Source organism: Photorhabdus africana (assembly GCF_035181445.1).
GTDB classification, from domain to species: domain Bacteria; phylum Pseudomonadota; class Gammaproteobacteria; order Enterobacterales; family Enterobacteriaceae; genus Photorhabdus; species Photorhabdus laumondii.
In genome coordinates this window covers 18,311-30,653 of sequence record NZ_JAXBVE010000035.1, presented here as the reverse complement: position 1 = coordinate 30,653, position 12,343 = coordinate 18,311, and the positions used below count along the sequence as shown (strand labels likewise).

General features: G+C 38.3%; 14 protein-coding genes. 6 read left to right on the top strand and 8 right to left on the bottom strand.

Annotated elements, in window-relative coordinates; genetic code table 11:
• The first annotated feature begins 9 nt into the window (after positions 1-9).
• A complete protein-coding gene (locus SLS51_RS17620) occupies positions 10-606 on the top strand; it encodes a 5-formyltetrahydrofolate cyclo-ligase (RefSeq protein WP_323839943.1) in 597 nt (198 codons plus the stop codon).
• Positions 607-778: 172 nt separating this feature from the next.
• Here the strand turns inward: SLS51_RS17620 and serA are convergent, their stop codons facing one another.
• From serA to SLS51_RS17600, 4 genes are all read right to left on the bottom strand, one after another.
• On the bottom strand, positions 779-2,020 hold the full coding sequence (serA, locus tag SLS51_RS17615; RefSeq protein WP_323839942.1) for a phosphoglycerate dehydrogenase: 1,242 nt from the start codon (positions 2,018-2,020) through the stop codon (positions 779-781).
• Between the two features lie 271 nt (positions 2,021-2,291).
• Positions 2,292-2,951 carry a ribose-5-phosphate isomerase RpiA gene (gene rpiA, locus SLS51_RS17610; protein WP_323839941.1) on the bottom strand — a complete coding sequence of 220 codons (660 nt, stop codon included), beginning with the start codon at positions 2,949-2,951 and terminating at the stop codon, positions 2,292-2,294.
• Positions 2,952-3,135: 184 nt separating this feature from the next.
• Entirely contained in the window at positions 3,136-3,297 is a 162-nt protein-coding gene (locus SLS51_RS17605; protein WP_214086850.1) for a hypothetical protein, read from the bottom strand.
• 324 nt (positions 3,298-3,621) lie between these two features.
• Entirely contained in the window at positions 3,622-4,176 is a 555-nt protein-coding gene (locus tag SLS51_RS17600; protein ID WP_323839940.1) for a hypothetical protein, read from the bottom strand.
• Between the two features lie 379 nt (positions 4,177-4,555).
• On the opposite strand from SLS51_RS17600, the gene SLS51_RS17595 reads away from it, so the two are divergent.
• Entirely contained in the window at positions 4,556-5,458 is a 903-nt protein-coding gene (locus SLS51_RS17595) for a LysR family transcriptional regulator ArgP (protein ID WP_323839939.1), read from the top strand.
• Here SLS51_RS17595 and SLS51_RS17590 read toward each other — a convergent pair.
• Both SLS51_RS17590 and argO read right to left on the bottom strand, forming a co-directional pair.
• Positions 5,455-6,177, bottom strand: a complete 723-nt coding sequence (locus SLS51_RS17590) for an oxidative stress defense protein (RefSeq protein WP_323839938.1) — start codon at positions 6,175-6,177, stop codon at positions 5,455-5,457. The genes SLS51_RS17595 and SLS51_RS17590 overlap by 4 nt on opposite strands.
• Positions 6,178-6,290: 113 nt before the next feature.
• Positions 6,291-6,914, bottom strand: coding sequence for an arginine exporter ArgO (gene argO / locus SLS51_RS17585; protein WP_323839937.1), 624 nt, complete (start codon positions 6,912-6,914; stop codon positions 6,291-6,293).
• Positions 6,915-7,498: 584 nt separating this feature from the next.
• On the opposite strand from argO, the gene SLS51_RS17580 reads away from it, so the two are divergent.
• The 3 genes from SLS51_RS17580 (at position 7,499) to SLS51_RS17570 (ending at position 9,661) form a co-directional block, all read left to right on the top strand.
• Positions 7,499-7,648, top strand: a complete 150-nt coding sequence (locus SLS51_RS17580; RefSeq protein ID WP_323839936.1) for a hypothetical protein — start codon at positions 7,499-7,501, stop codon at positions 7,646-7,648.
• A 187-nt stretch (positions 7,649-7,835) separates the two neighbouring features.
• Entirely contained in the window at positions 7,836-9,134 is a 1,299-nt protein-coding gene (darE, locus tag SLS51_RS17575; protein ID WP_323839935.1) for a darobactin maturation radical SAM/SPASM protein DarE, read from the top strand.
• Complete coding sequence (locus SLS51_RS17570; protein ID WP_323839934.1) at positions 9,131-9,661, top strand: GNAT family N-acetyltransferase; 531 nt, start codon at positions 9,131-9,133, stop codon at positions 9,659-9,661. Before darE ends, SLS51_RS17570 begins: the two co-directional genes overlap by 4 nt.
• A 325-nt stretch (positions 9,662-9,986) precedes the next feature.
• On the opposite strand, the gene mscS is transcribed toward SLS51_RS17570, so the two are convergent.
• Positions 9,987-10,859 (bottom strand): small-conductance mechanosensitive channel MscS, encoded by an 873-nt coding sequence (gene mscS, locus SLS51_RS17565; protein ID WP_323839933.1) that lies wholly within the window; start codon positions 10,857-10,859, stop codon positions 9,987-9,989.
• Between the two features lie 135 nt (positions 10,860-10,994).
• Positions 10,995-11,366, bottom strand: coding sequence for a YacL family protein (locus tag SLS51_RS17560; protein WP_112876755.1), 372 nt, complete (start codon positions 11,364-11,366; stop codon positions 10,995-10,997).
• Positions 11,367-11,753: 387 nt separating this feature from the next.
• On the opposite strand from SLS51_RS17560, the gene SLS51_RS17555 reads away from it, so the two are divergent.
• Entirely contained in the window at positions 11,754-12,017 is a 264-nt protein-coding gene (locus SLS51_RS17555) for a Dabb family protein (protein ID WP_323839932.1), read from the top strand.
• Positions 12,018-12,343 lie beyond the last annotated feature (326 nt).

The window sequence follows — 12,343 nt, the reverse complement described above, 5'->3', positions numbered from 1 at the left end:
GCAAATTCTATGCAATCAGAGCGCCTATTATCACTCAGACAAAGCATTAGAAAGAAAATACGCCAACAACGCCGTGAACTCACGCCTGAACAACAATCTCTTTTTGCAAGACAGGCTGCTGAGCGAGCAATCAACCACCCCAAAATTCACCAAGCCAACAAAATCGCGCTATTCCTTTCGTTTGATGGTGAACTCGATACCCGTCCACTGATTAACCAACTCTGGCAACAAAATAAACAGATCTATCTGCCGGTATTGCATCCTTTCCGTCATCACCATCTGCTATTTTTAAACTATCAACCCAATAGCCGACTTGTCAGAAATCGCTTCAATATAGAAGAGCCACCGCTGAATATTGAACAGGTTTTACCATTATCAGAGCTGGATATCATGATGATCCCGCTGGTTGCTTTTGACCGCACAGGGCAACGACTTGGCATGGGTGGTGGCTTTTACGATCGTACATTGAGGCAATGGCAACAAAAAAATTTCTATCCGATAGGTCTGGCGCATAACTGTCAGTTAGTCGATACACTGCCCATAGCCGAATGGGATATCCCATTACCCGAAATCATCACACCTGAAAAAATCTGGCAATGGCCGTAAAAAATGGGTGCCTTACACAAAGCGCCCATTTTTGACATATCAAAATATACCCTATGGATTTCAAGATGCATCGCGACGGCAAGGAGCGAATCCCCGGGAGCATAGCAAACTATGTGACCGGGGTGAGTGAGCGCAGCCAACAAAGAGGCAACTTGAAAGATAACGGGTATAATCAGTAAAGCAGACGAGAACGGATAGTACCCGGCAATGCTTTCAGTTTCTGAAATACCATTTCAGCTTGAGCCGGATTTTCAGTCACAATATCAATAACCACATAACCCATATCCCCACTGGTACGCAGATACTGAGCAGCAATATTGATATCTTGTTCAGCAAACACTTGGTTAATACTGTTCAATATACCCGGGCGATTTTCATGAATATGCAAAAACCGGTTGGTATCATCAGCATGAACAGGAAGAGACACTTCTGGGAAGTTTACTGCTGATAAGGTAGAACCATTATCGGAGTATTTCGCTAACTTTCCTGCGACTTCATAACCAATGTTTTCCTGCGCTTCTTGGGTAGAACCACCAATATGTGGGGTCAGCAACACGTTATCAAATTTACGTAACGGTGACTCAAATGGATCACTATTGGTTGCCGGTTCAACAGGGAACACATCCACAGCCGCCCCTGACAAATGTTCACTTTCCAACGCATCACATAATGCCGGGATATCCACCACCGTTCCGCGTGAAGCATTAATCAGGATAGAACCCGGTTTCATCAGGGTCAGTTCAGTTACACCAATCATATTTTTAGTTGATGGCGTTTCTGGTACATGCAAACTAACCACATCACTCATATTCAGTAATTCTGACAAATGACGTACCTGATGAGCGTTGCCTAACGGCAATTTATTTTCAATATCGTAAAAGTAGACATCCATACCAATATTTTCAGCCAGAATACCAAGCTGAGTACCAATATGACCGTAACCAATAATGCCTAGTTTTTTACCACGAACTTCATAGCAGCCTTTAGCCTGCTTATCCCACACGCCACGATGAGCTTTTGCATTCGCCAAAGGGATACGACGCAGCAATAACAACAGCTCACCAAGGACCATTTCAGCAACAGAACGGGTATTAGAAAATGGCGCATTAAAGACAGGAATACCACGTTTCGCAGCCGCTTTCAGATCAACCTGATTGGTACCAATACAAAAACAGCCTACAGCAACCAATTTTTCAGCTGCCTGAAAAATGTCTTCGGTCAGTTGTGTGCGGGAACGGATACCAACAAAATGGGTATCACGAATTGCCTCTTTTAACTCTTTGGAATCTAATGCTCCCTTATGATATTCAATATTGCTATAACCGGCTGCTCGTAGGTTTTCTACCGTGCTCTGATGTACACCTTCTAATAGCAAAAATTTAATCTTATCTTTTTCCAGAGATACCTTAACCATTTATCCTGCCTATTGTTACGCTTCGTTACATTTAAGATTCATTCTCTCAACATAACAAAAAAACGAACACAGCAATATAAACGATTGCTATTCCCGTCACATAAGTCTTAATAAAGTAGTTATTATGAGGAATAAAATGATCTGAAAAAGAACAAAATCAGGATTTAGATTAAATAACAATCATAAATATGAAACATATCACTAAATTCTCCACCTATTTTAAACGTGAAAAAATTTTTAAGGGCGAAAAACTCCGCCCCTGTAAATAATATTATTGAGTGATGGTTTCCACTCCATCAAGTGTTCCCATCAATACAATATCCGCACCACGGTTAGCAAATAGGCCCACAGTCACCACACCTGAGATACGATTAATTTTATTCTCTAACTCAACAGGATCGAGTATGGCTAGATTATGCACATCAAGAATCACATTGCCGTTATCAGTCACAACATTCTGACGATATTTTGGTACTCCCCCCAATTTAACCAACTCACGAGCAACATAAGCCTGAGCCATTGGAATCACCTCAACCGGCAGAGGGAATTTACCCAATACATCAACTTTTTTAGAAGCATCAACAATACAAACGAATTTTTTTGCTATTGCAGCAATGATTTTTTCACGCGTCAATGCAGCACCACCGCCTTTAATCATCTGCATATTGCCATTGATTTCATCCGCACCATCAACGTAGATATCAAGGGAATCCACTTCATTACAATCGAATACAGGAATTCCCAAACTTTTTAACTTCTCAGTAGAAGCCTCAGAGCTGGATACTGCCCCTTCAATCTGATCTTTAATGGAACCGAGAGCATCAATAAAGTGTGAAGCCGTTGAACCAGTCCCCACACCCACAACTGTTCCTGGTGTAACAAATTCGAGTGCTGCCCAACCTACTGCTTTTTTTAGTTCGTCCTGAGTCATATCAATTCATTGCCCATTATCAGTTACAAGGAAAGCCTGTCGACTAGTATAAACCTTGCTAGTATAAACCTTGATAGCAACAAAGAAACCGCAATTAAGTTGAGTGAGATGAATCATGGCAAATTTAAGACAAAATGATGTGAAAAACCCGCCATACTAGCGGGCCACAAAAGCAGAGTGATGTCTATGCAGCCTCTTTGTTACGACGACGACCTTGTTTTTCTTGGCTTGGTGCCTGTGCATGTTCTTCCAAAACCGGACCTACTTTCATGAGAAAATCTAAGGTCTCTCCAGCTTTTTTATAAGTTTGAATGGTATCGAACATCGGTTCTTTTTGTGTTCTCATAGCAACACCTCTAAAACGACTTTACATTACTGAACTGATTTAGTCATACAGGACAAAAAATTCCCGACAAAATCTCTCTGTTATGGTCATAGCAACAAATTTAGTAAGGCTTCACCTTCAACAAGTCTAAATGAACAAAATAACTATTCCATATTCCACCTGGTCTACCAGAGTACTATAAAACGCATATATACCCGTCATCTTTCAAGTTGCCTCTTTGTTGGCTGCACTCACCCCAGTCACATAGTCTGCTATGCTCCCGGGGATTCGCGCCCTTGCCGCCGCAATGCATCTTGAAATCCATAAGGTATAAACGCAGAGATATCAAGGAACTAACTCCTTAGACCTACTCTTCAACTTTGCCGTTAATGTCTTAATATCACATGACATTACATATCCACAACGTTCTAGCTCAAAACCAAACGAACGATAGTAAGCTATTTTATCCTTAACGGGTTCATGAATCCTGACGTTTTCACCATCAGCCACATTCATGAAAATCAATGTTGCATACAGAGTATACAAAAGCATCTTTCTATGCAACGGATGATTTTCTATATCCTTCACAAAATTTTCCAATACATGGATGTTAAAACTCTTATCGTTCAAATCATATGTCGATAAAGCGACTCCAGCCGGAGCAGATTCAATTTGGAAATTTTCCCTTGATATGACAAATTTTATACATAAGCTGAAACAGTCATGTCGATTACCGACCTCTGTAATATAATATTCCCAGTTAAGCTCACCATACGCTTTTGTTAGCATGTTTGCATCGCTGTCAGAAATAGGACCAACCGCCAAATCTATTCCTCTCTGATCCATATATAACTGCAAAGTATTGTATGTTAATTGTGCAACATGTTTCAGTGACAGCATAAAAAGCAACCTTACTTACATTGTTATTAAATAGTCCAAAATAACGATTTTTAACAATTTTATTGAAAAATCACACTTAAGCGAAACATGCAAACAATCTTTGGCTCGACCAAAAATTTATCATTAAGTTATCAAAAACAGCTTCACCCAGTGCATTCTCCTGAGCATATCGCCTATTCAACCACGTCAACAAACTCAACCTTCAAAAATGGAACCCCCTTCCCAAAGGCGACCAACCAACAAAAATTTATCCAAATTGGGTATAACATGCTTAATTTCTGAAAGGTAGGATTTTACAGCCCACCAGATAAATTGCCTCATGCATCAGAAAAATATGGCATAGTGATATTCAGAAAAATAAATGGAGAATCTTTCTATAATGAAACGCCCTGACTACCGAACACTACAAGCTCTAGATGCGGTGATCCGAGAACGCGGCTTCGAGCGGGCCGCCCAGAAACTCTGTATCACTCAATCCGCAGTTTCTCAACGTATCAAACAGTTGGAAAATCTTTTCGGTCAGCCTCTATTAGTACGCACCGTGCCGCCGCGCCCCACCGAACAAGGACAAAAACTACTGGCACTATTGCATCAAGTAGAGTTGTTGGAAGAACAATGGCTAGGCGGTGAACAGGGGAGCGATACTCCATTGCTGCTTTCACTAGCAGTCAACGCTGACAGCTTAGCAACCTGGCTGTTACCGGCTCTACACCCGGTACTCGCTGATTTACCTATCCGACTCAATATTCAAGTTGAAGATGAAACTCGGACTCAAGAACAGTTAAGAAGAGGTGAAGTCGTTGGCGCAGTCAGTATTCAACCACAACCTCTACCCAGTTGTCTGATTGATAAACTAGGCGCGCTGGATTATCTGTTTGTCGCCTCACCAGAATTTGCTGCACGCCATTTCCCAAATGGGGTTACCCGTTCGGCGTTACTAAAAGCCCCAGCGGTTGCATTCGACCATCTGGATGATATGCATCAAGCATTTTTACAACAGAACTTCGAGTTGTCCCCGGGTAGCGTTCCATGTCATATCGTCAACTCATCTGAAGCCTTTGTACAACTGGCAAAACAAGGTTCCACTTGTTGTATGATCCCACATTTACAGATTGATCAAGAATTGAAAAATGGTGAGCTGATCGACCTGACACCGGGTTTATGTCAGCGCCGGATGCTCTATTGGCATCGTTTTGCACCGGAAAGCAGGACTATGAAAAAAGTGACTGACGCCCTACTGAAACTTGGGCGTCAGATGTTAAGACAAGATGACATTAATTAAGGTTTTAGCTCAAAAACCACATCAACCTGATCGCTGAAGTTGATGCTATCCTGCTGGTAAGTTTCACCTACTCCAGCAGCAGCACCTCCCGACATCATCACATCAGTATTGCGATACTTCATGTGATCAATCGCCTCTGGTGCTCGGTAATTGATACTGTATATCGAACCAACTTTGCTATTAAAGCCTTTCGCCAAGGCACCCGCTTGTTCAATTGCATTCTCAATCGCTTTCTGGCGGGCTTCATCACGATATTTTTGCGGATTGTCCACACCAAATTGAACAGATACGATTTCGTTCAAACCCGCTTTTAATGCGCCATCTAGCAGATCATTAAGTTGATCTAACTTACGAATCTTCACCTCCACTGAACGGATCGCACGATAGCCTTTCAGCACCGATTTGCCCGATACATTATCGTATTCATAATCAGGCTGAGTACGCAAATTCGCTGCATCAATATCTTTCTTTTCAATACCGTGATTTTTCAGAAAATCAAAATATTTAGCAACCAGCTCATCAACCTGCTTTTTAGCCCCAGAAGCATCTTTAGCCGCAATATTGACGTTAATCAGCAATGTTACTATATCCGGTTCTGCTTTCACTACCGCATTACCAGAAGTAATAACATGAGGGACTCCGGGTAAATCAGCAGCCTGTGCAGCAAGTGGCACCCCGGCACTTAACATGGCGGCCAACCCCAATGATTTTAATTTCACACAACCTCCGAAGAAAACCTGTTACAGAAAATGTTCATCCCACGGAAAAACCGAAATATACATGGGATGAATGAAACACTAACACAGAGACTGTATGCAAAGAAGTGTTCAGCTTAATCAGAAATTAGCAATCCCTGCTTAGCAAGTTGCCATGCGATATACCACATTATGATACAAATAAACCCATTAATAATCCGTTGAGAAAGCGGCTTACTTAGCACGGGGGAAAACCATGCAGCCAGCAATGACAGAGAAAAAAACCAACTAACAGAAGCACTTGCCGCCCCAAAAGTAAACCAGGGCCTGAGTTCTGAAGATAACTGACCACCAATACTGCCCAGAACAACAATGGTATCTAAATAAACATGCGGATTTAACCAAGTGACCGCAAAGATGATCGCAATTACCCGCCAACGGTTTTTTACTGAATGATTTACCTGTGCCAGTTCAACATTGGCAAACAAAACCACACGTAAGGCCCCCCATCCATACCAGAATAAAAAAGCAACACCTCCCCAGGTGACAAATTGCAAGAGTAAAGTTGACTGACTAAGTAATGCACTACCACCAAATACACCGACACCAATCAGAAAGCCATCACTGATCGCGCACAAAGTTGCGCTCATCAAATGAAATTGTCTCCTGCTCCCTTGCTGCATAACAAAGGCATTTTGTGGACCAAGAGGCAAGATCATTGCTGCGCTAAGAAAAAAACCCTGCACAAATGTCGATAACATAAAAAAACTCCTCAATAATTATTCACTTTGCTATTTCAATGTTCAGAATATTAAGAAGAATAGCTCATTAGAGGAAATAAATGTTTCTAATTGATCATAAGAAATTTTAATAACCAACCAAAAAGCAAATTTTTACAGAAAAATCATTTGATTAATTCAAAGAAAATCAAGCTAATACCCATTCAAAACATTAATAAACCCTTAATTCTGTAAGAATTAAGAGAAATAAATTATCGCTTGCATAATATTAGCAATCATTATTACTACCGCACTCACTATCATCAATGACTATTTTGTTCCTAAGCAATGCTGAAAAGATACTAAACCAATCTAAAACAATTGAATATTACATTAATACAGCAACAAAATATTACCAATATCGAATCCTGCCATAAACCCTTTAATTATAACCACATAAAAAAATAACCTGTTACGATAAATTGCAAAAACTTAGCCATTTACTTTATAAAATGAGACAAAGATAAAAAAACCATAAAAAACTCAGGGATTATTGGAATTTATTCGCAACATTAACTACTCTTTAATTACTGACTATCAAGCCAATAGAATAATGGGGTTTGCATATGAACGTATCTACAAAAAATCATGATGCTAAATTATCTCCTCAGGGGGAGAATAGTAAAAATAAAGATAATAGAGAGACTAATGATAACAGAGATAAATCAGAATACGAAAATTATCCTGAGCTTTCTCAATGGACCTTTAGATTCTAAATACTAAAAATTTAACTTAAACAACGGCATTGGTAGTCAGTACCTATACCGAAAACTAATCCCATTAACGCTATTTTATTTATCATTTTATATTCTCAATACTGATGTACTGTATATGCATATTAATAACTCTACACAGTCTGAATAAAAACCATCTACAAAAATAACACTTAAAATAGAGGTTAAGATGAACGAAAAAATAGAAGTAATAAATATAGATGTAAATAGCGACATGAGCACTAATTACACTAAAAAAAGACCTAAAATACCTCAGGAACTATACGCATATGAAGATATAAAGAAAATTCCAATCCAAGATATTCTTTCTGATGATGAAATAGAAATTTATGAAAATGAAATACAGAAAAAAATAAAAGTAAAACCGTTGGGATCTAATAAACTTGTTGTTGTTACCAAAGCGACCAGATTATGCAATCTAAGATGCTCCTACTGCCATTCATGGGCTGAAGGGAAAAATAATACAATGAGTTTTAGTAGTTTAGTTGCCATGACGAAAAGAATCCTCGATATTCCTGATTTAATTAGAATTGAATTTGTATGGCATGGCGGTGAAGTTACAAGATTAAGACCTGAATTTTTCATAAAATTCATTTGGTTACAACAACATATTAAGAGAGACAACCAATTCGTTACCAATGCGATACAAACAAATGCTGTAAATATCAGTGAAAAATGGATAGCATTGATAAAAAGATTGAATATTAGTGTTGGAATCAGTCTTGATGGTCACCCCGAAATTAATGATAGCAGAAGAGTTGATCTAAAAGGCGTTGGCACTTCTAAAAGAATAGAAAAAACAATACAAACATTTAGAAATAACAACATTAAATATGGCGGGCTAGTTGTCGTTGATCGGCTTATTCTTGAATCAAATAAAAGAGAACTATTAAGCTATTTTGCAAGAATAAACCTCAATGATCTTGTTTTTCTGGATATTGTTCCAGATAACAGGTTGCTTCCAGGAGAGTCTCCAGGTGACAGCTATGTCAATTACTTCGAATACATGGACTTTCTCTCGGAACTATTTCTAATTTGGTGGAAGGAATATAAAGACACAATTAACATTCCTTTATTTAACTCATTTGTTGGTGTTTTGAAAGGTGCTAGTAATGTTTTGATGTCATGTTATTGGTCAGAAAAATGTCATCAAGAAGTTGTTACAATTGAGCCAAATGCAACCGTATCTGCATGTGACAAATACGTCGGAAGCGAAAATTTTTACTATGGTTCATTGCTAGATAATGATTTAAGAACATTATTAGAGAATTCTATACATTATGAAAAATCAGAAAAAGAAGAAATCGATAATAATAACAACATGAAAAATTGCCAGTGGTTTCATTTATGTCACGGAGGATGTCCACAAACGAGAATAAGTAACAGGAAACATAATAAAATGTACTCAGATATATTAGCATGTTGCGGAACTGACAAGCTACTTAATACAATTTCTGGAGTTTTATGATGGAAAATAACAATAAAAACACTAACTTTAATAAAACTGAAATGAATAAATTCACTTTTGTAGAATCAAAATTGAGCAATGAAGAAATCGTTGATATACATGATATAATGGTGAACTCAGGAGAATTAAGACCTATTGAATACCTTAAGTTATGCCAGAGTGAGATTAAAGAATCAAAGAGAATAGTTATACTCTGTAGTCATAATACAGAGTTTGTCGGTATGGCACATATTCTCTTAATATCTGAACGCACATCATTTAATGACCACGGAATTATTGAACTCCATGACCTTTGGATTAATCCAAAGTGGAGGAGAAATGGCATAGCACTTCTTTTATCGCGAAAATTAGAAGAAATTTGTTATCAACGACTTAAAGTAAAAAATGTTGGCTTGGCGATACAACTCTATAAAAACAATGAATATATTTTACGATTTTATATGAAAATTGGGTATAAACCCATTGATTTACAAATAGATGGTTCTAATACAGTATTATGGATGACAAAAGAAATAGAACCTTTTTAAACGACGGGTATTGAACTATCAATATCAGAGCCTATCCCAATAGGCGTAATTATTGCAAACAATGGCAAATAAAACAGCCTAATGGGATAGGTTATTATTCAATTTCTTGTTTATAATAGGGTTATTATTCTTCCATTTAACTCAACAATATCATCATACCGAGATATACCCGTCATCTTTCAAGTTGCTTCTTTGTTGGCTGCACTCAATCCGGTCTGAACGATCACAAAATCAATAAATCATCAACCGGACTGAACTCAGCCAATAATAACGCCAACATCGATACCTTAATATACGCAAAAAGGATCGTGATGATAATCAAACTCTAATCGCTCACCCTATTCTGCGACACAGCTTGGTTCTGATGCAAATAAACTTCCATTTGTGGATAAGGAATACTGATATTGTGTTTATCCAATGTGCGTTTAAAGTTCTCCATCAAATCCCAATAAACCTCCCAAGCATCACCATTGATGGTCCATACACGCACAATAAAATTCAGTGAAGAAGGAGCCATTTCATGCAAACGAATCGTCACGCCTTTGTCATGCTGAATACGATTGTCTGCGGCAATAACATCACCTAATACTTTTTTAACTTCGTCAATATCCGCATTATACGCAACACCAACCATAATCTGGGTTCGACGATTCGGTTCACGGCTGGTATTAATAACATTATCTGCAATAATTTTCCCATTCGGGATCACGATAATTCTGTCATCTGCTGTACGCAATGTAGTAGAGAAAATCTGCACCTGAACAACGGTGCCTTCAACCGCGCCCAGAATAACATATTCACCCGCACGGATTGGACGAAAAGCCACCAGCAATACCCCTGCGGCAAAGTTGGACAAAGAACCCTGTAAAGCTAAACCAACAGCTAAACCAGCCGCACCGATAACCGCAATGACGGAAGCCGTCTGAACACCTAATTTGCCCAAAACTGCAATAATAGTGAACGCAATAATCAAATAACGAACAACAGCAGCCAGGAAATCGGATACCGTTACATCAATGCCACGCAATGACATAACTCTTTTCACGCCCTTACTAATGAGTTTCGCCGCCATCAATCCCAGAACAAGAATGAGAATAGCAGCAATAGTATTGACCAAATATTGAATGATTAAATCCTGATGATTAATAAGCCAGCTTGTAGCTTCATTAATGCCACCAGACAGATTGATATCTTCCATTAAAACCACCTCGATTCTTTAGCTATTTAACTATCATTGAGTAAAATTACTCGATGACTCTCCTTCATAGCAACCATTAACAGCAAGAAAAAAATCTATCGTGCCAGAGAACTATTTTTGTCTATATACCGCGTCTTACCAATCGTACTTTTGCAAAATAAAATCCCGATAATCGGCCAACATATCAATAAAATCCTTGGTACCGCAAAAAGCCAGGCTCTCATTATCGTAATAACTCATGCCCTCCTCCATCGAATCAGTTTCAAATTCAAGCTGATTGGCACGAACCATAACTTCTTCGTCATCCATTAACAGCGTATATTCATGACCTACAAGTTGCCATTGACGTTCACTACCTTTAATTTCAGCCAACGCTGAGGCAATCTTATCTATCACCGCCAAATCACCTTTAACTTCTTCATTCAGCCACTGACCAATAGCTTCGTGATCCATTGAGAACCGGCTAGTCACCAGTCCAGTGACATCCAGCAAAAATTCGTATTCCATCATTACCTCCGGTGCGTTCTTTCCATTTTAATATTTCCTAGCAATTCCGCCCCAAAATCAGCCCACAAATTGCCAAGAAGTGGGAGATTAAAGCCTCTATGCTGACACAACGGTATGGTTTTCACCTGGATAACCGAAATATACACCCCCAAGTTATTCTTGAGGTTTGTGTCCGCTACGGCTTTCATCGGAGGAGAGTTCAGCCTCAGTGCAAATCTCAGTGCAAATATAGACAAATACACTATAATTAATAATATCTCAGAGAAACAAAAACAGCAAAATCGAACACACATCCACTAATTGATGAGATATATTCAAGAGTCTTGCAATAGAACAATTTATTTTCTATCTTGTCAGCAAAAACAAAAACACCTTTCAGGAGCCATTATGATACGCCATATTCTTTTGTTAAAATTCACATCCGAGATAAAACAACAACAATTAACGACGATAAGAGATACCGCTATTTCCATGCAGCATCAGATCAAAAGTATTTCTTCTATCGAGTGGGGAAGTAATGTAAGTAGTGAAAACAAAAACAAAGGTTTTACACATGCTATCACCATGACATTTGATGACCATAAAGCTATTGCAAACTATTTTCCTCACCCAGTGCATGAAAAATTAAAAGATAATGCGATAATAAAATAGCAGATTTTACCTCCCATTTTAGACTGCTGAAAAACCTATTTAAAAAAGAAGAGACATTTCTATCTCATTGAAAAAAAATTAAAAAAATATAACGATCGGATGGGTTAAAACAGTATAAAACCAGTTTAAACCGGGGTATTTAAGTTATCATGGTTTTGCATAATAAATACAACATAATAATACTGTAAGTAACCCAGTTCATGTGCTGTAAAATCATTTATCTGTGAATTTTTTATGCCGACAATTAGTTCTTTTCTGTTTTGATTTTTTTAAGTTTAAAACCAAAAAGAGCAATAGGCTTGTTAATAACATTAAAATAAAAACCA

Excerpts from the sequence above, each read along its gene's own strand:
- SLS51_RS17620 (WP_323839943.1), top strand. The coding sequence starts at position 10 with ATGCAATCAGAGCGCCTATTATCACTCAGACAAAGCATTAGAAAGAAA.
- serA (WP_323839942.1), bottom strand. The coding sequence starts at position 2,020 with ATGGTTAAGGTATCTCTGGAAAAAGATAAGATTAAATTTTTGCTATTA.
- rpiA (WP_323839941.1), bottom strand. The coding sequence starts at position 2,951 with ATGACTCAGGACGAACTAAAAAAAGCAGTAGGTTGGGCAGCACTCGAA.
- SLS51_RS17605 (WP_214086850.1), bottom strand. The coding sequence starts at position 3,297 with ATGAGAACACAAAAAGAACCGATGTTCGATACCATTCAAACTTATAAA.
- SLS51_RS17600 (WP_323839940.1), bottom strand. The coding sequence starts at position 4,176 with ATGCTGTCACTGAAACATGTTGCACAATTAACATACAATACTTTGCAG.
- SLS51_RS17595 (WP_323839939.1), top strand. The coding sequence starts at position 4,556 with ATGAAACGCCCTGACTACCGAACACTACAAGCTCTAGATGCGGTGATC.
- argO (WP_323839937.1), bottom strand. The coding sequence starts at position 6,914 with ATGTTATCGACATTTGTGCAGGGTTTTTTTCTTAGCGCAGCAATGATC.
- SLS51_RS17580 (WP_323839936.1), top strand. The coding sequence starts at position 7,499 with ATGAACGTATCTACAAAAAATCATGATGCTAAATTATCTCCTCAGGGG.
- darE (WP_323839935.1), top strand. The coding sequence starts at position 7,836 with ATGAACGAAAAAATAGAAGTAATAAATATAGATGTAAATAGCGACATG.
- SLS51_RS17570 (WP_323839934.1), top strand. The coding sequence starts at position 9,131 with ATGATGGAAAATAACAATAAAAACACTAACTTTAATAAAACTGAAATG.
- mscS (WP_323839933.1), bottom strand. The coding sequence starts at position 10,859 with ATGGAAGATATCAATCTGTCTGGTGGCATTAATGAAGCTACAAGCTGG.
- SLS51_RS17560 (WP_112876755.1), bottom strand. The coding sequence starts at position 11,366 with ATGGAATACGAATTTTTGCTGGATGTCACTGGACTGGTGACTAGCCGG.
- SLS51_RS17555 (WP_323839932.1), top strand. The coding sequence starts at position 11,754 with ATGATACGCCATATTCTTTTGTTAAAATTCACATCCGAGATAAAACAA.